This window comes from Fodinicola feengrottensis, from assembly GCF_039530045.1.
Classification (GTDB): Bacteria; Actinomycetota; Actinomycetes; order Mycobacteriales; family HKI-0501; genus Fodinicola; species Fodinicola feengrottensis.
Window position 1 is genome coordinate 259156 of the sequence record NZ_BAAANY010000008.1, and the last position, 21505, is coordinate 280660.

At 62.7% G+C, this 21505-nt stretch carries 24 protein-coding genes and 1 pseudogene; 11 read left to right on the forward strand and 14 right to left on the reverse strand.

The window, feature by feature from the left end; genetic code table 11:
• The first annotated feature begins 805 nt into the window (after positions 1–805).
• From ABD301_RS10900 to ABD301_RS10920, 5 genes are all read left to right on the forward strand, one after another.
• Positions 806–2278 (forward strand): hypothetical protein, encoded by a 1473-nt coding sequence (locus tag ABD301_RS10900; protein ID WP_344309494.1) that lies wholly within the window; start codon positions 806–808, stop codon positions 2276–2278.
• Between the two features lie 635 nt (positions 2279–2913).
• Positions 2914–3366, forward strand: coding sequence for an anti-sigma factor domain-containing protein (locus tag ABD301_RS10905; RefSeq protein ID WP_425551919.1), 453 nt, complete (start codon positions 2914–2916; stop codon positions 3364–3366).
• Between the two features lie 163 nt (positions 3367–3529).
• Positions 3530–4111: an RNA polymerase sigma factor gene (locus tag ABD301_RS10910; RefSeq protein ID WP_344309497.1), complete on the forward strand. Its 582-nt coding sequence runs from the start codon at positions 3530–3532 to the stop codon at positions 4109–4111.
• A gap of 246 nt (positions 4112–4357) precedes the next feature.
• Complete coding sequence (locus ABD301_RS10915; protein WP_344309499.1) at positions 4358–4993, forward strand: fasciclin domain-containing protein; 636 nt, start codon at positions 4358–4360, stop codon at positions 4991–4993.
• A 159-nt stretch (positions 4994–5152) separates the two neighbouring features.
• Positions 5153–6955, forward strand: a complete 1803-nt coding sequence (locus ABD301_RS10920; protein ID WP_279582326.1) for an ABC transporter ATP-binding protein — start codon at positions 5153–5155, stop codon at positions 6953–6955.
• A gap of 221 nt (positions 6956–7176) precedes the next feature.
• On the opposite strand, the gene ABD301_RS42365 is transcribed toward ABD301_RS10920, so the two are convergent.
• Together ABD301_RS42365 and ABD301_RS10925 are read right to left on the reverse strand one after the other, a co-directional pair.
• On the reverse strand, positions 7177–7674 hold the full coding sequence (locus ABD301_RS42365) for an ATP-binding protein (RefSeq protein ID WP_425551920.1): 498 nt from the start codon (positions 7672–7674) through the stop codon (positions 7177–7179).
• A 1013-nt stretch (positions 7675–8687) separates the two neighbouring features.
• Positions 8688–9686, reverse strand: coding sequence for a ferritin-like domain-containing protein (locus ABD301_RS10925; protein ID WP_279582329.1), 999 nt, complete (start codon positions 9684–9686; stop codon positions 8688–8690).
• Positions 9687–10354: 668 nt separating this feature from the next.
• Between ABD301_RS10925 and ABD301_RS10930 the strand changes: the two genes are divergently transcribed.
• Complete coding sequence (locus tag ABD301_RS10930; RefSeq protein WP_344309503.1) at positions 10355–10510, forward strand: hypothetical protein; 156 nt, start codon at positions 10355–10357, stop codon at positions 10508–10510.
• A gap of 362 nt (positions 10511–10872) precedes the next feature.
• Here the strand turns inward: ABD301_RS10930 and ABD301_RS10935 are convergent, their stop codons facing one another.
• The 7 genes from ABD301_RS10935 to ABD301_RS42370 form a co-directional block, all read right to left on the reverse strand.
• The gene (locus ABD301_RS10935) at positions 10873–11445 is read right to left on the reverse strand and encodes an Asp23/Gls24 family envelope stress response protein (RefSeq protein ID WP_344309505.1); all 573 of its coding nucleotides are present in this window, start codon (positions 11443–11445) and stop codon (positions 10873–10875) included.
• Positions 11442–11969, reverse strand: a complete 528-nt coding sequence (locus tag ABD301_RS10940; RefSeq protein WP_163572255.1) for a DUF6286 domain-containing protein — start codon at positions 11967–11969, stop codon at positions 11442–11444. The genes ABD301_RS10935 and ABD301_RS10940 overlap by 4 nt, the downstream gene beginning before the upstream one ends.
• On the reverse strand, positions 11966–12373 hold the full coding sequence (locus tag ABD301_RS10945) for an Asp23/Gls24 family envelope stress response protein (RefSeq protein ID WP_344309507.1): 408 nt from the start codon (positions 12371–12373) through the stop codon (positions 11966–11968). Before ABD301_RS10945 ends, ABD301_RS10940 begins: the two co-directional genes overlap by 4 nt.
• 3 nt (positions 12374–12376) lie before the next feature.
• Positions 12377–12553 (reverse strand): DUF2273 domain-containing protein, encoded by a 177-nt coding sequence (locus tag ABD301_RS10950; RefSeq protein ID WP_163572275.1) that lies wholly within the window; start codon positions 12551–12553, stop codon positions 12377–12379.
• 70 nt (positions 12554–12623) lie between these two features.
• Positions 12624–12983 (reverse strand): hypothetical protein, encoded by a 360-nt coding sequence (locus ABD301_RS10955; protein WP_279582330.1) that lies wholly within the window; start codon positions 12981–12983, stop codon positions 12624–12626.
• Positions 12980–13429 carry an Asp23/Gls24 family envelope stress response protein gene (locus ABD301_RS10960; protein ID WP_163572256.1) on the reverse strand — a complete coding sequence of 150 codons (450 nt, stop codon included), beginning with the start codon at positions 13427–13429 and terminating at the stop codon, positions 12980–12982. Before ABD301_RS10960 ends, ABD301_RS10955 begins: the two co-directional genes overlap by 4 nt.
• Positions 13430–13753: 324 nt before the next feature.
• A complete protein-coding gene (locus ABD301_RS42370) occupies positions 13754–14077 on the reverse strand; it encodes a CsbD family protein (protein WP_425551921.1) in 324 nt (107 codons plus the stop codon).
• Between the two features lie 749 nt (positions 14078–14826).
• On the opposite strand from ABD301_RS42370, the gene ABD301_RS10970 reads away from it, so the two are divergent.
• The 4 genes from ABD301_RS10970 to ABD301_RS10985 all read left to right on the forward strand — a co-directional run bounded on the left by ABD301_RS10970 (position 14827) and on the right by ABD301_RS10985 (position 17529).
• Positions 14827–15723: a hypothetical protein gene (locus tag ABD301_RS10970; protein WP_344309511.1), complete on the forward strand. Its 897-nt coding sequence runs from the start codon at positions 14827–14829 to the stop codon at positions 15721–15723.
• A gap of 696 nt (positions 15724–16419) precedes the next feature.
• Positions 16420–16551 (forward strand): hypothetical protein, encoded by a 132-nt coding sequence (locus ABD301_RS10975; protein WP_279582331.1) that lies wholly within the window; start codon positions 16420–16422, stop codon positions 16549–16551.
• A gap of 13 nt (positions 16552–16564) precedes the next feature.
• Complete coding sequence (locus tag ABD301_RS10980) at positions 16565–17359, forward strand: arginase family protein (RefSeq protein ID WP_344309514.1); 795 nt, start codon at positions 16565–16567, stop codon at positions 17357–17359.
• A 23-nt stretch (positions 17360–17382) separates the two neighbouring features.
• Positions 17383–17529 carry a hypothetical protein gene (locus ABD301_RS10985; RefSeq protein ID WP_279582345.1) on the forward strand — a complete coding sequence of 49 codons (147 nt, stop codon included), beginning with the start codon at positions 17383–17385 and terminating at the stop codon, positions 17527–17529.
• A 366-nt stretch (positions 17530–17895) separates the two neighbouring features.
• On the opposite strand, the pseudogene ABD301_RS10990 reads toward ABD301_RS10985, so the two are convergent.
• The 3 genes and pseudogenes from ABD301_RS10990 to ABD301_RS10995 all read right to left on the reverse strand — a co-directional run.
• Positions 17896–18003, reverse strand: a pseudogene (locus ABD301_RS10990) (transposase); the annotation flags it as partial.
• A complete protein-coding gene (locus ABD301_RS42375; RefSeq protein WP_425551930.1) occupies positions 17957–18292 on the reverse strand; it encodes a sigma factor in 336 nt (111 codons plus the stop codon). The pseudogene ABD301_RS10990 and the gene ABD301_RS42375, both read right to left, overlap by 47 nt.
• 339 nt (positions 18293–18631) lie before the next feature.
• Complete coding sequence (locus ABD301_RS10995) at positions 18632–18757, reverse strand: hypothetical protein (RefSeq protein ID WP_279582332.1); 126 nt, start codon at positions 18755–18757, stop codon at positions 18632–18634.
• A 109-nt stretch (positions 18758–18866) separates the two neighbouring features.
• Here ABD301_RS10995 and ABD301_RS11000 point away from each other — a divergent pair, with 109 nt between their 5' ends.
• The gene (locus tag ABD301_RS11000; protein WP_163572260.1) at positions 18867–19178 is read left to right on the forward strand and encodes a hypothetical protein; all 312 of its coding nucleotides are present in this window, start codon (positions 18867–18869) and stop codon (positions 19176–19178) included.
• Between the two features lie 534 nt (positions 19179–19712).
• Here ABD301_RS11000 and ABD301_RS11005 read toward each other — a convergent pair.
• Positions 19713–20927, reverse strand: coding sequence for a hypothetical protein (locus tag ABD301_RS11005; RefSeq protein ID WP_344309517.1), 1215 nt, complete (start codon positions 20925–20927; stop codon positions 19713–19715).
• Positions 20924–21439, reverse strand: a complete 516-nt coding sequence (locus ABD301_RS11010; RefSeq protein ID WP_344309520.1) for a SigE family RNA polymerase sigma factor — start codon at positions 21437–21439, stop codon at positions 20924–20926. The genes ABD301_RS11005 and ABD301_RS11010 overlap by 4 nt, the downstream gene beginning before the upstream one ends.
• Positions 21440–21505: the final 66 nt, after the last annotated feature.

Sequence of the window (21505 nt, forward strand, 5' to 3'; positions counted from 1 at the left end):
TCGCGCGTCCTTCACGTGCACGACGAATGATTCCGTTGCACTCGATGCGTTGTCGGTGGACTCAGTGCCGCTTGTGGCAGTGGCCTGTCCTGTCGCGCCGTCGCCGGCGGCAAGTACGACCCCGGCGGTTGCCGCAGCTCCAGCTCCTGCGAGCGCCAAGAAACCGCGACGCGTTGGTTCACCCATGGTCTGTCCCTCCAAGTACACACGTCAACCTCGAGAACAGGACTGTGACAATGGCAGTCCTCTCAGAACGCACGGACCTTTATAGATGGGCTCGTGCTGAGAGCGGAGCGTGCCAAAGCCAACCATCGTTCAGCAAGAGGTTCGTCGCCGAGCAAAAATTGGTTCACTATCAGAGCCCGAGAAACCTAATCGCCAATAGATTGCAAGAGGACCTCGCCCGGGATGCTCTCCGGGCCGCGTGTGGAATGTCGACAAGGTCGCAGGTACCCAGTCATCTCAGTTGCACTTGCGAGGGCGTGGAGCCTCGGACCCAACGGGGCCTGGCGACTTGTCGCAAATAGTCGACTGATCGCGTTCAGGTGACTACTGCATGTCGCGCAAAGTGAGAAAAGTGCTGCATTCGCAAGAAAAATGCCGCCAAGTCCAAACCGTCGAAGCCTTCACGCCGAATCCGGAATGTGGACTCGACGGGCCTCGGTGGAAGCGGGCGTCTCGCCATCTTTCCACATTTCACAATAAAACGGACAGAAGATACGTCCCGTCGTCGGAGCTTCTTGCGGCGGCCAGTCCGTTTGCGTTCCGTGATCACGACTGAAGGACCAATGGAGGTTCGCAGCACATGAATGTTTGGATCACCCGAGGACTTTTCACTGCCGGCATCACCGGTGGGCTCATCTTGGGCGGCGCCGTGGCCGCCAACGCCGCGACCGCGTCGCCGATCGGCCTGGACAAGCTGGGAGCCAGCCAGCAGCAGTCCGACCACACCGGTGGCGCCACCGCGTCCGCGCCGATCTCGCTCGGCGGCGCGCACCTGGGCGCGACGACCAACAGCGGTTCGACCAGCACCAGCAGCGCCACCCACACCTCGAAGGGCAAGAAGACAACGGTCACCGCGTACCGGGCGTCCTCGTCTTCCCAGCAGCTGGGGCTGAACGTACGCCCCATCACCATCGACCCGGCTGCGATCGCCGGAGCGCACTCGCAGTACCAGCAGATGCAGGGCGGCCGGCACAGCGCCGTCGCGGGATCCAGCGAGTCCACGGTCGCCGGGCAGGCGCCGATCTCGATCGGGGGCCTGGATCTGACCGACACCACCCAGAACTCCTCGTCATCTGGCGACTCGCGGCAGTCCACCGATCGCAGGGGCGACACCCAGACGTCCACCTCGCGGCAGACTTCGGCGAACAGCAGCTCGTACGGGCTGGGCCTAGCGCCGATCACCGCCGACCCGAGCGGTGTTGTCACCAATGCGAGCGACTTCGCGGCCAGCCAGCACGGCCGGCATAGCTCGGCCACCGGCACCAGCTCGACCGACGGCGAGTTCTCCTCGCCGCTGTCGATCGGCGGACTCACCACGGCCGCACGGCAGACCTCGGCGAACACCTCGGACCGTTCCGAGTCGTACGTCGGCCGACACAGCACGTCCGCGACCTCCGAGCACAACGAGAACGCGAGCGACACCGCAGCTGGCTTCGGCATCGGGGAGCTGACCGCCAACCCGCAGGGCGACTTCCACAACGCCACCGCGGGCCTGGTCAACACCAACGGCCGGAACATCGACGGCGGCTCCGCCATCGAGAACAGTGGCTCAGCTGCCATCCCGGTGTCCTTCGACGGCGTGACCGGCGCATTCGCGCACACCCAAGCGAACAAGCACAGCACCGACTCGGTCGAGGCGAACCGGCACGGTGCTAGCAGCGAGCACCACGCCACCAGTTCGGTCGACTCGCTGTCCGGCGCGTTCACCGGCGGCGGCTTCGCTAGCGCGCCCGGCGTCACATACGACCAGGCCGCCGAGTCGCTGTTCAGCGGCGACCGGCACGGCGTCAGCGGCAGCGTGGATCGCTCGGTGGACTTCCTGGCCACCGGCAACTCGAACTACGACGGTTTCACCGGTGTGCTGAACCAGGCGCACCAGGACACCGCAGACAACAGCTCGACGGTCACCAACCGGCACGGCACCGACACGCAGTCGGACAGCACCGCCTCGCGCAAGGCCACCAGCCTGCCGTTCGGGCTCGATGGCTCCTCGTTCGCCCCGCAGTACGGCTACAGCTCAGCTGACCACGACGTGTTCGGCTCGCAGCGCTAGTCGCAAGTGAGTCAAAGAGTCGGGGTGACGGCTGGTCCGTCGCCCCGACTTCCTTATTCCACAGCTAAATCTTGGTCCGTGTGGGCCGGCGGACCGCGATCGGGGAAAGCGTCACATCCAGACGCCGTTTGTGCGCGAACGACAGACATGAAAGTCAGCCGAGCGATGATCTCCACCGGCCATCACCGTGATGGGTCGCGGGCTGTGTCTGCGTCAGTCGGCAGTGAACGAGACGCACGGTGAATGCCGCCGAAGACGATCCCCGGCATGTGGATTATGAACTCCTGGCAGCGGGATGGGCGCTGAACGCACTGGAACCGTTGGAGGAAGCCATATTTGCCGATCACCTGGCCCATTGCTCGGTTTGCCAGGAAGAGGCCATCTTGTTGACTGGGGCGCTGGGTCTGCCTGTGCTCGATGGGCTCTTCCTAGACGGCGATGATGACGACCCGCCGCCGGAGTTGGGGGACCGAATTCGGCTCACGATAGTGGCGGACGGTCTGATCCGTGCTCACCGGCGGACCCACTATCAATGCCCGACATCTGTGATAACGGTGCAAGAGCCGGGAAAGCCAATTGCCAGCCGGGAAGACCCTGTACCGCCGCGAAAAAGGCAGGTGCGAAACCGTCTCTTGGTGGCGGCAGCCGTGGTGGCGGTTGTCACGGCGGCCGGTGGCACGTACGTGGCTGTCGACAGCCGGGAAAGCGGGCGGGCCGCCGCCGAGCAACAGTTGGTGAGGGAGTTGGAGCAGCCGCGGTCGCGTATTTCTACGCTCACCACGCCGTCTGGTGAACCGGTCGGCTATCTGGTGGCCAGCGGTGCAACAGTCGAGTTCATCGCGGATGGGTTGCTGCCGAGCCCGGCCGGGACCAAATACTGGGCCTGGGCCATCAACGCGGGCCGTACGACCGTGGCGCGCCCGCTGGCCGGTTTCGACACGAGCAACCAGCGCCCGGTCGTTCACCGGCTCGCGGCTTCGCTGGCCATGGTCTCGGCCGCGTCGACGTTCGCTATCAGTCTGGAGCCGGGTACGGCCACTCCGGCCCGGCCCACACAGATTGTGGCCACTGGAGTCAGCCAGGTCTAGATCTTCCAAAAGGCTCGTTTTCCATCAACGCGGACCAGCTAGTGGCACGCGTTCAGATTTTATTGTCCGGAAGTAAAAGACGACGGCTTTGTGGGATACAGGAACGAGAGGTGATGTGCGGATGCGGGCAGGCAAGACGTCTCACATCGCCGCAACTCCACCAGTGACCAATTGGGGAACGGACGACGTCGATCTGCTGCGGCGGATCTCGATGGGGGATCACGAAGCGTTCGGACTGTTCTTTCGTCGGCACCACGACTTCTGCATTCGGTACGCGTGTCGAATCATTCCCGATGCCGCCGGCGCTGAGGACGTGGTGCAGGACGTGTTTTTGTCCGTGTGGACCGGGTCTGCCAGGTTTCAGGCGGGCCGGGGCCGCGCGGTCACCTGGCTGCGTACGATCGTCCACCATCGGGCCATTGATCACATTCGGCGCTCCTTGAAAGAAAAGTCGACCAGCGTCGGGTCACTGCACGACCTTGACGCCAGCGCGTCCGGTGTGACCTGGCCGAGTCCATTTCAGGAGGTGTGGACAGCGGAAACGGTGCTGCGTGCGTTGGATGCGGTGAACGGGCTGCCGCGGCGCCAGCAAGAACTCATTGTGCTGGCGTACTTTCGCGGCTATAGCCAGACCCAGATCGCAGCGGCCACCGGCATTCCGCTGGGCACTGTAAAGACGCGCACCATCACCGCTTTGCGGGCGCTGAAGCGGACCCTCGGTGACTTGGTCGACGATCGCGACTAACGGGCCGCCGATCTCACCAGTCACGCCACTTACCACCTTTCCGTATCTGTCCATCTTGCGACACGACCTACAGGTGGCCAAGCCAGTCAGTGAATTTATTCGTCGACACGCAATCCGCTTTGGCTGGTGCTTCGAACATAGCTCGGAAGCGCGACAAGAAAGCCGTACTAACTCGTTTTGCGTCTGGACACCGTCCGGGCGTACCTCGTTCCCGGCTGGGCCGGTATTCAGGAAAGGAGTTCCACCGTGAATCTGTGGAGCACCAGCAAGATCGCTCGTATTGGTGTGGTGGCCGCGGCTGGTGCACTGGCGTTGGGCATGACCGCGTGCAGTAGCTCGACTCCCACGGCTAGTGGCACGTCGGCGCCGGCCACTGCGCCGACCTCAGCGGCCGCGACTGCTCCGGTCGGGGAGAACTTCGGCACCGGCTGCGCGGCCGTACCGAAAACCGGCGCGGGCAGCTTCCAGGGAATGTCCGGCGCGTCGGTGGCCAACGCCGCCTCCGCCAACCCGGTGCTGTCCACCCTGGTCGCCGCCGTCAAGGCAGCCGGCCTGGTCGACACCCTGAACAGCCTGCCCGCCGCGACCGTCTTCGCCCCGTCGAACGACGCCTTCGCCAAAATCCCGGCCGCCGACCTCAAAAAGGTCCTCGCCGACAAGGCAATGCTCACCAAAATCCTTACCTACCACGTGATCGCCGGTAAGAAGCTCACCCCCGAGCAGGTCATCGGCATGCAGACCACCGTCGAAAAAGGCACCGTCGACGTCACCGGCAGCGGCGAAGACCTCACCGTCAACGGCAACGCCAAGGTCATCTGCGGCAACGTCCAGACCGCCAACGCCACCGTCTACATCATCGACACCGTCCTGATGCCCAAATAAGCATTCGGGGCACGGACAACCAAGTTAACGAACAATGACTGGACCGGCCCGGGAAGTATTTCCCGGGCCGGTCCATTCACTGTTTGTCACGAAAAACGCGAAAGCAAGCCAACTGATGGCTGACAGCGAACGTCCTACGAGGCCCGGGAGGCGATGGTGGTGACGAACAGCGATGCGGTCCCCGAATCCACGGACGCGGTGGTCGAGCAGGAACGGCCGTGGCGGGCGTTGCTGGCGTACACCAAGGGTCTACGCCGGGTACTGGTGTTCGGTGGCATGCTGAGCCTGCTGGGCGGCGCTGCGGGCCTAGCCCAGCCACTTGCCGCCGCCGCGGTGATTGACACGCTCGGGCAACACCGCTCGGTGTGGCTCGCGGTCACCCTACTGACCGCCCTGGTAATCGGTGCCGGAGTGATTTCGGCACTGGGGTATTACTTGCTGGAAAGGACCGCCGAATCTGTAGTCTTGGCCGCCCGTCGGCAACTGGTGGGCCGGATCATGCGGCTGCGTATGCGTGACGTGGACAGGTTCGAGCCAGGTGACCTGATGTCCCGGGTTACCGCGGACACCACCCTGCTGCGCCAGGTCACCACCCAGTCCTTGGTCCAACTCGCGACAAACTCACTGATGCTGGTCGGCACCATCGTGCTGATGGGGGTCGTCGACCTGCCACTGCTGGGTGTCACGGTCGGCGTCGTCTCGGTCATCGGGCTGATCGCCGCGGCGATGATGCCCCGTATACGGGAGGCAACCCGCCGCGCGCAGGAAGCCGTCGGCGCCATGGGATCGGCGCTGGAAAGAGTTCTTGGTGCGTTCCGTACGGTCAAAGCCGCCGGAGCCGAATCCCATGAGATCGACGCAATCAGTGACACCGCCCGCGCGGCCTGGAAACAGGGCGTACTCGAAGCCAAATGGCAGGCCATCGCCGGCACATCCACCGGCCTCTCGCTACAGATCGCATTCCTTGCCGTCCTCGGTGTCGGCGGTGCCCGAGTGGCCTCAGGCGGACTCAAGGTCTCCGACCTCATCGCCTTCCTGCTGTATCTCTTCTATCTCGCCGAACCGCTCACCGAACTGGTCCAAGCCATCTCACAACTGCAGGTTGGCGCGGCGGCCGTCGCCCGCATCCACCAGGTCGACACGCTGCCAATCGAGTCATTCGAGCTGCGCAAGGAAACCCGAAGCCGACCCGCGCAGCCCGGGCCCGCCGGAATCCGGTTCGACAAAGTGTGGTTCGGGTACCAGGATACGACGGCCGCGGTGCACCGCAATCTCAGTTTCCAGATCCCGGCCGGCAGTACAGCCGCGTTCGTCGGGCCGTCCGGCGCCGGGAAATCGACCGTTTTTGCTCTGCTGGAGAGGTTCTACGAACCTGACGCCGGCACGATCACGATAGGCGGCCGAGATATAAAGGAGTGGAAGTTGCGCAGACTCCGTTCGATGATCTCTTACGTCGAACAAGACGCGCCTGTTCTTTCGGGTTCATTACTGGACAACCTTCTGTTGGCCGACGCCCAAGCCAGTTCGACGCAGATCGACGACGCTGTGAGCCGGGCCAGACTCAGCGCACTGGTCGACAGGCTGCCCGACGGGCTGGACACCTTGGTCGGCCACCGCGGCACCCGACTGTCCGGCGGCGAACGACAACGGGTCGCGATAGCCCGTGCTTTCCTTCGACGGCCGAGAATCCTGCTGATGGACGAGGCGACCGCGAACCTGGACGCCATCAACGAACGCTTTCTCATCGAAGCGCTGGACGACCTGCGCGATAGCACCACCGTACTGACTATCGCGCACAGACTGTCCACAGTGGTCGCCGCTGACCAGATTATCGTTATGAACAACGGCACCGTCGACGCCGCCGGCTCACACACAGACCTCTTGAGTGCTAGCGACCTCTACCGCACCCTGGCGCAAACCCAACTCCTGACCACGGATGAACCCGTAAAAGAAATCGCTTAGAACACTGAACCGCGTACAACCCCAAAACGAATAGTTTATGTAAGACAAGTTAGGGCACAACGAAAAACTAGGAGGAGGTGAAAATATGAGCAAGAGCAACAGCAACCGTCGGAACTACCGGGGTGGCAGCATCTTCGGCTTTCTGGACATCGTCCTGAGTATCCGTGGCGGGCTCGGCGGGCGCTACGGCCGCCGCTAAACCCACCTCAGAACAAATTTCGTCATTCAGCTCGATGGACTCCCAAACCACCTCCTCGGTGCGGGAGTCCGTTGCTGTCCATAACATCGTTGTCGGCGTGCCTATCACCGGAGTGGCTCAGATTCATTTCGGCCCAGACCGTCTTGTGGGCGTCCTGGCAAATGACGCCCCAGGATGATGCCAGTTGGTTCACGATGAACAGTCCTCGTCCGCCAGACAGGTCTGGTGTTCGTACCCGTGGAGTATCAGCCGATGCGTCGTCCACCTCGATGCGGAGGGAACGGCTTTCGTCAACCGCTATCAGCCGGCATGCACAAGGTGGAAGGCCATGGCGTAGAGCGTTGCTGACCAACTCGTACGCCACCAAGACAGCGTCATCGATCGCGATGCCGACATAGCCAGCCATCAGCTCGCGAACTGAACGTCGAACCAACTCCAAGGAATCCCCGTCCACAACCGTCAGCTCGTACTCGTTCTGGTGGCCAGCGTTGGGCGCGGTCGGTCGCACCGACATGTTCATCCCCCCGACACGGCGTGGTTCTGAAGCACTAGTACCCGCCCACGTGTTGACTAAACCCACCAGTCACAAGAGCGGTGAAGCGACTGTCAGAACCCGACTGTGACGGCGATCTCGGACCCGAAAACGAGTCGTGAACGAACAAACCGGGAGGTGACAGTGGTATCACCTAAAAGCCGCGAAACGTCCGGGACACAGGATCTGATCGGCAGCCCGGGTGCACGGTGTGATTCAGTCAGTAGTTCCAGCTTACGTCTGGCGGAGCCGGTCAACGTTGTTCGATCTGCTCCTTCACCTGCGCCGCAATCGGTGACGAGAGTCCCGCAGGTATGAGGGAAGGCGTACGCCGTCCTCCGTGAAGAACCTTATGAGTCCGATGATCGCAGCGGTAAGGCCGATACAGCCTGGAATGTAGAGCAGATATTGCAACGCACGTGCCTTGTCCTGGTCGTCCAGCACAACTTGGTAGTTGACTGCTACTGCCTCGATCACCACGCCGATCAAGAATACGCTGAACCAACACAGCTTCAGTTGCCATCGCAGCCTGGGACTGAAGACCCGTATCTTTACCGTCGTACCGCAGGAACCACAGCTCACCACATCTTCGACGACTCCACTCGCTGGCCGGCGCACGGGCAACGGATGTAATGAATAGCGAGTCGTGGTCGAAGAGAAGACAACCAGCTCAAGGCTCGTCTCACTATGGACGTGCGCGAGACGCACCCGCGGATAGTCTCCTACACTCATCGCGAAGCTTCCACTTTGCGCCGCCTAGTTCGATCCATGCATCCGACCATATCGTCAGGGCACATGCTGGCAGCCGTGATCAGTCATATGAACAGGCATCGCCGGCGTCGGCGGTGAGCTTGGTTGCTACGTTCAGGAGCGACGTACGCGTTTCACGGCCACAAACGCTGGGCGGATGACGCTGCCCGTCAGGGTTATCAACACATTTTCATCGCGGCCCGGCGCTCGTGCGAGCAACGGGCGCCGGGCTCGCTCTGTCAGCCTGTGGATCAGCCGGCGCTGGTGTTGATGGCTCCGTTGACGCCCTTGGGGAAGAATCCGCCGGAGGTGGTCTTCTTCGGGTTGAGATAAACAACATTCAGCACCTGGCCGGCGCTGCGGGAATAGGCCACACCGTTGCTGTCGGTGGGGACGATGTTCGCCTGGCCCTTGAGCGTGATGCCCTGGTCATCGTCGCTTGCTCCGTCCAGGCTGTCCCTGGCATTGGAGATCTTGTTCGCCGCGGTGCACAGGTCGCGCTGGTAGAGCGAGCTGCGGATGGTGGCCGCGTGGTACGCCTCCACCGCCAGGATCCCGGCGGCGGCTTCCAAATACGTCTTGTTGCTGACCAGTGGCGCCGCGCCCTTATAAGCGGTCACGCCGACGTCTTCGAAAATGAACGCGGCGAGCAGGAAGTTGTTCTCGTTCTGATATGGATCAAAAGTCTGGTGGGCGCCGATCAGACCAGCAGCCCGCGCAGCCGCGGTAAAGCTGTTCTTGATGTCGATCGCTGGCCGCGAGACGGCCGCGCTACCCAGCGCGGTGCGCAGGAACGTCACATGGGCGAGCTCATCGCCCGCGATCTCCTGGGCGAATTGGCGCACCGTACGGGACAGGAATGGCACCGCGCGACCGCCGGTGACACCACCTCGGGCGCCGGTGCCGGTGGTCAGGCTGTCGGCCAGACCGTGACCGTGGACGGCGTACGAGTAGAACTCCGCCTCCAGATATTCCAGGTTCAACGCGAAATTCAGGATCGCCGCGTCACTGATCGCCGCTGACGACACGGTCTCTTTTTGGGCTGGGGGCCGGGTGGCGGCGTTGGCCACCGGCGCGATGGCGGTCGCGAGCGCACCCGTACCGACCAGGCCGAGCCCGGCCGCGCCAGCGGCCACGAGGAACTTGCGACGGTCCGGGCCGTTTTCAGCGCTGCGACTGATCAGATCACGGACAAAGCGTTTTCCGAACACAGATGGGCCTTTCTCGAACTGCTGGGCGATCACCCTCATCGTCGAGATGTCGCCCGGTGGTCACGGATCCAGAGTTGAAGCGCGGCACTCGTGTGCGCCTCCCGGACGCCGCTGACTAAACACCCCCTATCTGTTGCCGAGGTGGGACTCCTCGCTACTACTAGTTCGTGATCACTGGCTACCTGGTTCTGATTTCAGTCGATAAGTTTTGACTTTGCTTTCGCATTACCACAGCACAAGAACGGAGCTAAACCAGCCCCTTGGGTTGTTCAGCTCCACAGTTGCTACGGCGAGTAACGTCTTGGGCGGTGTCGATGATGTAGACGGTGGCATTGGTGCTTTGGCCGTTGCCGCACATAACTTTGGCGTTCCCGTTGACGGTGAGGTCTTGGCTGCTACCGGTCACGTCGAGGTGCCTTTTCCGACGGTGGCGAGAACTTCGGCGGAGGGCACGAAGCCGGTCGGCACGGGCAGGTTGTTGATCGTGTCGAGCAGGCCGGGTGCGTTGACGGCGGCGAACGGAGTGGGATACTTCGAATGGTGTTCGTCGCGGAGACCGAATCGGTTTGGTTCGGGACGGATATTCTTCGCCGACTTTGGCGCGCCGTTTCTGCAAGCACTGACTACTGGGGTGTCTGGTCGATGCCGGTTGGTTATGTGCGCTGCGCGGGAAGGGCAGCCCACCAGTCCCGGTCGAGAGTTTCGACGTGACGGACACGGGCACGTCGCTCCATCGCATCAAGGTCATCGCGTCCGGTGTCGGACCAGCCAGCTTGGCGACAGCTTTTGCGGTCAGCGTCGAGCAGGGGCGCAGCGTCCCGGTCACGCCGAGTGCCGTGGCCGCGACCGGCGCGGTCCGCTAGGCAAAGAAGCTTTCTTCGTCGATAACTCTTTAGTCCTAGCAGGACAATGAGTCATCGAATTCCCGGGCATTTTCCCCAGCGCCGGCCGGTACGCGATCGCCCGCATCTTGACGGTACGGATGAGAAACCAATGCGTTCGGCGATGCTGGACCTGACTATGTCCATGAAATTCACCAGCACGATGATTCCTGGGGGCGTCGGCAGCAGCAAGTCCATCACTTCTCGGTGGGGCGGCCGCACTGAGATACCCGGGCTCAGCTCGTCATTGGGTAGCGAAGGGTATCGCTTTCGGCGCCAGAGCCGGCGAAACGCCTTTGTCGCGATGGTGACGCCGAGCTCCCGGGGGTGGGAATATTCGGGGTTCAGCGGACGCGTGCGTGGGTTTTGTCGGTGAATCGGAATTCCACCGTGACCGGGAGCGTGTCGAGGTCCAGGGCTTGGCGCAGTCGCGGTAGGCCGTGGCTGTCGAGCCGTTCCTGGATGTCGGTGGGGCTGCCGTCTTGTTCGGTGGTGATGACTAGGGCGAGGGCGGGGGATTGCCTGGTACCGGCCAGCGTTCCGAACGTGTCGTGGACACCAGGGTAGCCGCGGGTTTCGGCCAGGAACGGAGCGATCGCGGTGCTGGCGGCCAGTTCGGTGCGGCCGCGGTCGGGGTCGTTTTCCATTCGCCAGGTGTGACTTTTGGGCTTGCGAGCGAGTTGTGCGACCAGCCAGCGCAGCGCTAGCAGCCCCACCACGACGCAGACCGCGACGGTGACGTACAGGGACCAAACCGGTGGTGCGTCAGTGCCGGGTACGAGAGGTGAGCTGGCCGGGAGCATCGGGACGTTGCCGAAGTGGAGGGCGATGGCGAGGCCGCCGCTGCCGACTAGGACCAGTCCCAGGATGCTCAGCAGGGCGCGGTTGAGGCGGGCGGGGCGGTTGAGGCTGGTCATGACTGGCTCCTGGTCGCGCGTACGCGGATCCTGATTTTCGGAGTTCTGGCCGGATCTATCTGGTCGAGTCGGTTCTGCAGGGCTGCGCGGACCGCGTCGGCCAGGCCCGAGGTGTTGGTTCGGTCGGTGCGCACGGTGGCCGAGATCTTTCGGCCACGTAAGTTCAATGCGAGACCGTTCACTCCGTCCACTGTGGACCCAGCGGCACGCAGGGTGGACCGTAGGCTGTGGCGGGTCGCGCCCGAGGGTAGATCGCCGGCCAGCGGGAGGACAGTCGGTTTTCCTGGCAGTAAGGCGGTCAACAAGAGAACTACGCCCACCCCGGCGATGACCGCGCCGGCGACTGCCGGAATCAGGTCATTCCAGTGGATCTCGTGGAGCGAGCGTGCGGCGACCAGGTAGTTGATCCAAGGCGTCTGGCCAAGGATCATCTGGACCGCGACCACGCCGACCACCACACTGACGGCGAGCGCGGCAAGCGCACAGATAGTGGCTGGGATGCTGCGGCGAGGTCGGCGTTTCACAGGACTCTCCTGTTGCTCGGGGCGCCGCTGTGCAACGCGGTGACGGTGATGTCCACCCGCGACACCGCCAGGCCGGTGAAGTCGTGGATCCGGCGCATCAGGTGGGTGCGGGCATCTTCGCTGGTCCTGGTGACTGATTGCGGGTAGGACACAGACAGTTGGACAGTGAGGACAACGCTGTTGCCGGTGACGGTCGCGGCGACGTTCGCTGAGGCGTCGAGGTTTTCGTTTCCGAGCGCGACGCCCAGGACGCGGCGGGCCGAGCCGCCGACACCGTCGAGTTCGGTGATGGCGTGGCCGGCGATGCGTTCGACCGTACGGTTAGCGATCGTGGTTGTGCCAGGCGCAGGCTGGTCGAAATCTGCGCTGAGCCTCGGTGGGCTCAGGACGGCGGTAGTGGTCATCGGTCAGAAACGGTCGCGGCCAGTGAACTGGGACAGGTCTAGCTTGCCGTCCAAGTACCGGCCGATGAGCAGACCGATCGCGCCCAGGACGAGTACGAGCAGGAATGCGCCGAACCCGCCGAATGCGGCGGCGATGCCAAGAAGTAGGCCGGTCAACAGACCGAGCTGTGTGGTCGTCATGGGTTTCTCCCTTTGCTGGTGCCGATGGGTGGTGCCGATCGGCCAGCAGCACACAAGGCCGGTCGAGGAACTACGAATGAATGGACGGCGTTGCCACTACGGCCGACACCGAGGGTCCCACCGGTGCCACGAGCACGATCGGGACGACGAGTGTGGTCATGACCATGTCCAAGATGTGGACGTGAACGGGCCGGTCAGTGATGGCGACGGCGGTACGTACGTCACGGGCGATCTCAGCGACCGTGGCCGGGTAGATCCCGACGACGCCAATGCTGACCTCGGCGAGGCCGATTCGTACGCCGGGAATCCGGCGGCCGGGAAGGTAGGTGGCGAGCTCGCCGAACCGGCCGCTGTGCAGGCGCGCGACGTGCCGCCCGGCCTGCACAGCGACAGCGATGCGATCAGCGTCGACCTGGGTGTCCGCGATCACTGGACCCGAGCGGTGTCGGCCGGATCGGTGCCAGCGCCGTCGCCCGGGATGTGCACGTCGCTGACGTTGATGTTGACCTCGACGACCTCTAGGCCGGTGATGCGTTCGATCGCATTGATCACGTTGCGGCGAATGGCGTTCGCGACATCGGCGATTGGTACGCCGTACTCGAGCAGGATCTGCAGATCGACCGCCGCCTGCTTTTCGCCCACCTCAACCGATACGCCCTGACCGGCGCTGGCAGACGCCCCCGGAATCCGCTCGCGGATCGCGCTGAACGCCCGCGCTGCGCCGCCGCCCAAGTCGTACACACCCGGGATCTCGCGTGCGGCCAACCCGGCGACCTTTTGCACGACGCTGTCCGAGACCGTCGTCGTACCGTGTGTGGACACCAACGCCCCGGTGGGCACGGTCGCCGGAGTTTTGGTGCTGGTCGGGTTCGTCATCTCATTCTCCTCGGCTAGAAAATTGTTGTCTGCGGCAGAAACCGGGCGCCTCTCGCTGTCATGCACACCAGTAGGACCCAGTGGCGACGCGATCGTCACGCAGCATCGGTGTGGCGTGGGTCTCAGTCGAAGCGGATTCCAGGTGACCCCCAGAGAGTGCGGCGTGGCGAGTATTTATTGCTATTGCTCGATCGTGCACTTAAGAGATGGTCTCGGCGTGGGATGGGAGAACGACGCGGCGATCGCTGTGGCTCCAGATAAAAATGTCGCCAGCGGCGACCCAGAATCCCGAGTTGCCACTGGCGACGTGGTTGCGATTGTGTTCTATTTCTTGAAGACACCCTTGAGCTTGTCGGCGGCGTCACCGACAGCATCCTTTACGTCCTCGACAGCGTCCTTAAGACCCGCCTTGGCCTGGTCGGTCTTGCCCTCGGCCTGCAGCTTCTCGTCGCCGGTCACGTTGCCGGTCGCCTCCTTGGCCTTACCGCCCAGATCTTCGGCCTTGTTGCCGATCCTGTCACCCAACGACATCGCACATCTCCTCACGGATACCGGCGCGCGCCGATCGGGCGCCGTACACCAGGAAAGAACCCGTCCATTCGTATTCATCACGGCCACCACCAACACCAATAATGTGACGGCGCTCACTGCGGAACTCTAGCTGACAGCATGCATCCAGCCATGAAAATCTTGGCTCGTCGGTGCAATCGTTTTCGTAGGTTGGAAGAATCCTGCTGGTGTGGAAACACCGGGCCCCCGCGCGCTGGAGGCGGCACGGGAACCCGGTGCGTGTGAAGGGGACCTAGTTGTCGTAGCCGCCGCGGTATCCACCGCGGATGTTCAGAACGATGCTGAGGAAGCCGAAAATGCTGCCGCCGTTGCAGCGCCGTCGGTTACTTTTGCTGCTCATGAACGTCTCTCCCTTTGTCTGTGAGTCGTACGAGGCGAAGTGGAGTGCTGTCTCGTTAACCCTTGTTTGTACCGTCATGGAACCTTCGTTGCGGACCCTCGATGCGGTTCAGGGAAATCGTCAACAGATATTAAGAAGAGATGCTCGGCCGAGACTCCCGCCGAGCGCGATCCGCCGATCACCCCGAGGTCTTGTCCGTTGGCGGTCGGCCGGCGTGCTTGCCCAGACTGTGAGGAAGCGTCGGAGGACGATCCGGACGGATCAAGGATCGGTCTTCTGGTCAAGAGTCTCCCTCTTTTGGCTGAGGTTGGCCGCGGCCTGGGACACTACAAAGAAGGCAGGTAGTACATCTGGAGCGGTTGGAGTGACTGTGGTGAACGAGAGCAAGCTGCCACGGCGGTACGCAGTTTTCGGTGAGGACCGCGGAATGGAACAACCCGGGCGGGATCGTGTACGTACGAGGTACGTCCGACCTGGGGTGCTCCGGTTGGCCGTCTGCTGGGCGACGATCACGGCCTGCCTTCCCTACTTGGTACTGAAAGTACTGTGGGTGCTGGGGATCAGCACCGGGGCGGCTGGACCGGCAGGTGCAGCCGAGCTGATCGACTTTCGGCACGTCGTCGGGGATGTTGTCACGGCTGCCATGGAATTGGGCGCGATGACACTGGTGCTGGGGCTGACATTCCGGTGGGGACGCCGCTTGCCAGTGCTGCTGGTGCTGGTCCCCATGTGGATAGGCAGCGGTTTGCTCGTACCGATAGCGGTGGGCATTCCCTTGGGCCTGCTAGCGCAGGCGACCGTGGGCGGACCCGCGATTCCGGCCGGCAACGGACTCCAGTATTGGGTTTATGCCGTTGTGTACGGCGGCTTTGTTGTTCAGGCAATTGGCCTGCTCGCGGCGTTTCCCGGTTATGTGCGCGATCGCTGGCCTGAGGCATTCTCGGCGCGGACAGCGAGTCTGGCAACGGCATCTCGGTGCCGGCGCTGGTTGACCGCCATAGGCACGATCGTTGCCGTGGGCAGTGCCATGGCCTTTGTCGCGTGGTCAGTACTCGGACGAGCCGCTGGAGCTCCGGGCGGCTTCGACACCGTCGCGCAACGGACTCTTCTCTTTGTCACCGGCGTGCTGATCTTTACAGGAGGCCTCGCTGTCATGGCGCTGGTGTGGGACAGAAGCAACAAACGCCTCCATCTCCCGGCGACCTTCGCCTGGATTGGCACGGGCGTGGCCGTGACCGCTGGGCCAACCCTCATAGCGCTTAGCAATCACGGGACCGTGGGCCTGCCACTCCTATTGGTCGCCCTCAATACCACCCTCGCGGGCCTGTTCCTCGCCGGATCCACCCGCCGACTCTCCAGTGCTGCGGCAACTACGCTCTGGTAGCTGGCGCCAATTGCCTCCAAGCGGTTAACGGTCAGCGGGTCGGCATCGGACCCACGAGAAATAGTCAAGACCCGTGGATCAAGATTTTGGGTGTTATCAAGACTCACGTCGCCAGGGTCAGCATGACGGCTCCCATGCCCTGCGCGACGCGGGCCTCTACAAGGATCTCCGGAGCGCTTACCGTGCATACATCTGAGATTAGGGGGCTGCGCTGTCAGATCGATGTCGCGCTACTTTTAGTTGTCATTCGCCTGCCGCTGTCCAAGGGGTCGCGGTGTGACGATGGTCGTGGCCACAATCGTCATTTGGGCACGTGCGTGGTGGCGAGGTTTTGTGTGGTTGCGGCCATCAGCGCCCACAGTTGCGCAGGTGAGAGCACTCCCCGGACGGATCCAAGGTCTGCAGGTCCGTGTGTGCCACTTCCACTCTCTCGATAGGGATGTCGCCCTTCGCACACCTATCCCGGCACATTCTTTTCGTACCAGCTCGCCGAAGCCGACCAGTTCGTCGGCAGGTAGGAGCTGGGCGGGTGGCCGAACGCTTGTCGGGCGTCCGCGAAGCGAGGATCTCTGCCAGTCAGTGGGTCTGGGCTTGGTCACTGTGCCGTCGCACACCAGAGGTCGAGCGTCGGAGGAGAGCTGCCGGCCGTTTTCCCTGGGCATGGTGGTGATCAAAGTCTGCCCGTAGGGTGGGGAAGTGGAGGTTTCCTGGCAGGTGGACGAGATGCGGCGGCAGCTGCGCGAGCACCGGTCCGGCTGGACAGATGAAGACGAGTCATGTCGCTGGATCGGATCGCCGCTGATGCTGATCGCTTCTCTGGTTCTCTGAAAAGGACAACTTCGTGACAATTGTGCTTTCTGTTCCGCAATGGCAAGGATCGGCGGTGCCGACGGCGCCCCGGCTGGTGTCGGGGGCGCGGAGGGCGGCCGACCTGGTGCCGGCCGATTCCGTGGTCACTGTCCCGACCGGCGACGGTGCCGTGGATATCGTCGACGGTGTGCGTGCGCTTCACACCCTGGTGGGTAACCAGAGACAAATTGGTGCCGCGCTAGCCCAGCTCGATGATTTTGTCCTGATCATCGGAGGTGAATGCAGTGTGGACGTGCTGCCTATCGCGGCCATTGCTGAACGCTACGGGGATGCATTGACCGTGTTGTGGATCGATGCCCATCCGGACGTGTATGGACCGGGACAGCTCAAGACGGGCGCGTTCCACGCGATGGGCGTCCGTACACTTCTCGGCGATGGCCCGCCGGCCCTCACCCCGAGCTGGACTTTGGCTCCAGGACAGGTGATTCTTGCGGGGGAGCGGGCTGGCGGTGCTTCAGAGCACGAATATATCAGGAAAACGGGGCTGCGCAGATACGGTGTCGTTGATCTGGAAGAGGCTTTTGCAGCGGTCATCGGCCCGGTGTATGTCCACGTCGATCTGGACGTGCTCGATCCCACCGAGTTCGCCTCCGTCGGCTATCCCGAACCGGATGGTGTCCGCTCGCAGCAGCTTGTCGACCTGATCAGCGGATTGGGCAACGTGGTCGGAGCAGCCATCACCGAGTACGCGCCAGTCGCCGACGACCCTTCGGAGCTTGCGGTGATCCGCAGGCTGGCAGCGGCGATGACGCGTGGCCAGGCTTAGCTGGCGGCGACCTTGTGGTTGGCGTGGCCAGCAGAGATGGACTCGGCTGGGGGGGAATCGGACCGGTCAGTCTGGCGCTCGCAGTGCTGATCGCGGCTTTCGTGGCGTATATGACCCTCGCCGCAGGTCGCAGCGATGAGCTGAACGTGGCCTGCAAAGACGCGGCATAGCTGGCCAGGCCACAGCCCATCGGTCAGTCCTGGCCCGGTCGAGTCGGCGACTGACAACGGCGTCGTAGCCTGCCGACAAAGCGCAACCCGCAGCGACTGTGCCGCCATCGCCGACGAGGCCGCAGCCGTTACGTGGCGAGGCACAGCCTGCCGGCCGTGCCGATCGACCCAGATCAACAGCCGCTCGCCCGCTCTGATCCTGCTGTCCACCAAGACCGGCGCCGTGACAGCCGAACCCGCTATTGAGCGTCGCCCCGATGAGGCACGGCGGTCATTCAAGCCTTCCATGCCCCAACTGGTGTACAGCCCGTCCAACGATTCGGGCGCCAGATTGAGTAATTTTGACGGCGACGCATTTTCGCGAATACCAAGACTCCGAGCAACATCCGAAACGGCACGACCCGAATCAGTAACAAAGGCCACAGCCTCACCCCGATACTCCGGGGTGAATTTCCGCCGAGTCCCCATTCCCATCCTCCCAGTCACGACCAGTGAACATCAACATCACTATCAACGGAAACGGGATCCCTCCAGTCGCGCCGTGCGCGGCGTATGTAGTCGGTGGCCTTGTGTGGATAATCGTGACGAGCCAGGTGCGGACGGTCCCAAGTGCGGGGTCGAAGCGCTTCGCCTGGAGCCAGACTGAGAGAAATGCTTCTTGTGAGATGTCCGCTGTGGCGCTGGGGTCGGTGACGATGCGGGCCCCCGATGCGAGGCAGGCGTTGTGGTGTCGGTGGAAGAAAGGGTTCGACGGCGGCGTGATCGCCGGCCGCGATCAACCCCAGCAGCTTGACGTCACCGCGATTGGGTCCGGTGCCTCGGGAGCTGTTGTCGCGCGACGTTGAGACCACCTCCGCTCGTATAGCCGAAGGTCAGGAGACACTCGAGTCCTTTGAGCGACTCATGTATCCGTTCGACAAACGAGACCTGAGCGGATTGCTATTTCTTTCTGAGTAAGAGATAGCTCGGCCACGACGCCGCGATGAGCCCATGTGTAGGCCACCGATCGTGGATCTGTTCAATTTTTCACTAGAGTTGCGCCGAATTTGTGATTCGCGCCCAGCGGAGGCGGGTTCGGGTGGGGATGGCTATCATGCGGACTTCACGAGTTGACGACCTCGGCGAAGGCACCCAGGATGGCGCGGTCCAGGGGACTGTTACGCAGCGTGTCGCGGAACAGTTCGGCATAAGTGGGGGGCAACAGTGTCGTAAGCCTCCCGGGTGACACTGAGGGCACCGTGTTCGACCATGCGCTATGGTGCAGACCGCACGACCAGAGCTACAGCCTTTGCCATGTTTGATCCTACGCACGCGTCGCTTGGTCGATGATTGTAGTTATGACCAGCTTCCAATTCCGCATTGATCAGGTGGAACGAGACTGGAGTGGCTCCGGGGACGTCCTCCTCGCGGGCGAGCTGCTGGCGACTGGCTACAACCCCAAGGTCGGCGACGTCATCGCCGTGCCGACCGCTTCTGGTGTTGTCCGCGGCCGTATCACCGGCTTCCCGCTGATCAAGTTCGTCGATCACAGATGGATTGGCGTCACTGTGTCATGCAAGGACGCATTCAACATCCTCCGTGGCAGGATCGCCGACATCCCGGCCATTGATCCGGCGGCCTCCGACGAGGAACAAGGCAGGACAAGTTGACTGCAGGTGTGGACACACCGGCCGCAATGACGCGGTGAGTGCTGTACGGAGGTTGATGCCACTGCCAGCGCGAACGGACGACGGAACGGCTCCATTCCTACGACGCCTGGTAGACGTCGTCCATACGCTAGGGATCGACATCGACCCTGAACAGAGCCTGGCGATCAGCAGCGCTGGGAACTGCTGGCGCGTGCGGCGCTGGGAGATGCGTGCGGCCAAGGACTGACACTGTCTGATGCGTCCTTCGACATGCTGATCAAGGCGCCTGTCTACGGCCCGGATCCGAGCTTCAACCGTCAGTTCGTCAAGCCGGTCTTGAACGGCTTCGGACGCCGACGCCTCCGCTCGACGCTACTCGACTACCTGCGGACGGCCACCGACAAGGAACGAGCAGGCCCCGCGCGAGCGTGGTAGTGGCAGTGGTCGACAGATTCCGAGAGGCGCCGGCTGTACTCACCGCAGGGCAAGGATTTCGCTCGGCGCGAATCGGTGGGTGGATTGATACAGATTGGCGCACGCAGCCCGTCGTGGACATCAGGACTCCGGAGCCAGATTGGTGATGAGGCCCAAGCCGGCTGTTGAGTAGCCACCAGCCACTTCGCGGCAGGTCCCGATGTCTGTGTGGCACTGGAGCAAGCGTACCTGCGTAGGCGTGGGTATCGATTCCACCGAGAACAGGTCGACGAGATTGTTCGTTTCCCACACCGCGACATTGTCATCGATATTCGTTGGATTAGACAGTTCGTGCTCAAGTTTAAGCCCTTGGCCGGTCACTCGCATTATTCGCCTACTTTCCAGGTCGCCGCTGAGAAGAACGCTCAGAATCAGCCGCGTGCGGTCCGGCGACATGGCAGCATAGACGATGTCCTCACGTTTTGAGCTGCACTGTTTCGCCCTCATTGTAAAGTTATTGGCAGGGTCGACCAATCCCAGACAGAGCGAGGACGAGGTCGTGGCGTATGCGGCCATTCTTGTGCCATCCGCGGTGGCACCGAACAACCCCAGAGAGGCAGTGGTCATCTTTTGATCCCACGGACCCGCGGCAGGGTCCCAAAGAGATACTGGAGTTGTTGCCGTTTCGTCAGCCTGCGGAGTCTGGGTGCGCAGGACTATTTTGTTCTTGAACCAGCGATAGGCAGTCGAGGAACCTGATGCCGTCGATGCTGTGACGGAGCCGGTTGCTGTATCAAAGACCTTCACGGTGCCAGGGCCTTGCTCGACGGTTGTGCTCACCGCTATCTGTCGCCCATCGGGGGACGCGAGGGCCGTGACTCTCACCAACCGCCCGGCCGGGTTTTCTGACACCAGCGTCTTCGCGGTCCCGTCCGACCGGACCATTTCCACCTCCAGAGTATTGTCTATCACCCATCCACCGCTCACAGGGTCGATCGTCAACCACTCAACCCCGTACTTGGGCGTCCGAACCGGGACCGTACGACCGCCGGGAAGGTGAATGCCGTGGCTGTCGAGAATGGCGACCTGCGGCTGGTCGGCGCCTATGGCCTTGCCAGAGGCGGCCGGCGGTGGCGGTGGTTTGCCCTGCCCGCCAATAAAGTTGCCGGCCAGTAGGGAAGCTCCGGTTACCGCGAGTACGGCGACGACAGCGGTGGCGACGACGGCGACGCGTTTGACCCGCCTGTGGCGGCGCCCTTTTTTAATAATGGAGCTGGCTCTTAGAGCTAGCAAGGGTGCGGTGTTGGCCTCGTGAGTGAGGCTCTCCCGGAGCCGGTCGTGAATCTGCGGATTCATCGGTTCACCTCAATTGTCTGCGACTCACCCATCAGATCCCGCAACCGAGCAAGTCCACGAGAAGTTGTACTTTTCACCGTTCCGGTGCTGACACCCAGGGTGCGTGCCACCTCAGCCTCGGACAGGTCCTCGTAGAACCGGAGCACCAGCACGGCACGCTGCCTGCGCGGCAACAGCCGCAAGTAATGCCCCATCGCCATCGACTCGGCATGGCTGTGTGAAACGTCGGGCGTCGAGGTATCGGGGAGGATCTCGGTTGGGCGCTCGTGCGTCATCCGCAGACGCCGCCATGAGACGACTGTGTTCGCGAGGCATTTGCGTACGTACGCATAGGCTGCCGTCGGCTCCCGGATTCGCCCCCAATGTTCGTACGCCTTGACCAACGCCGTCTGCAGCATGTCCTCGGCCCGGTGAGCGTCCCCCACCAACAGAAACGCGGTCCGTAGCAACTGTTGCCCATGCACGTCCACGAAGGTCGTGAAGTCCACATCGGTGGAATCCTCGATCACCATTCGGACACCCCTGACATCGTTCCCGCCACTCCCACGCCTAGTGGACGCTTCACATCCGTGGAAAGG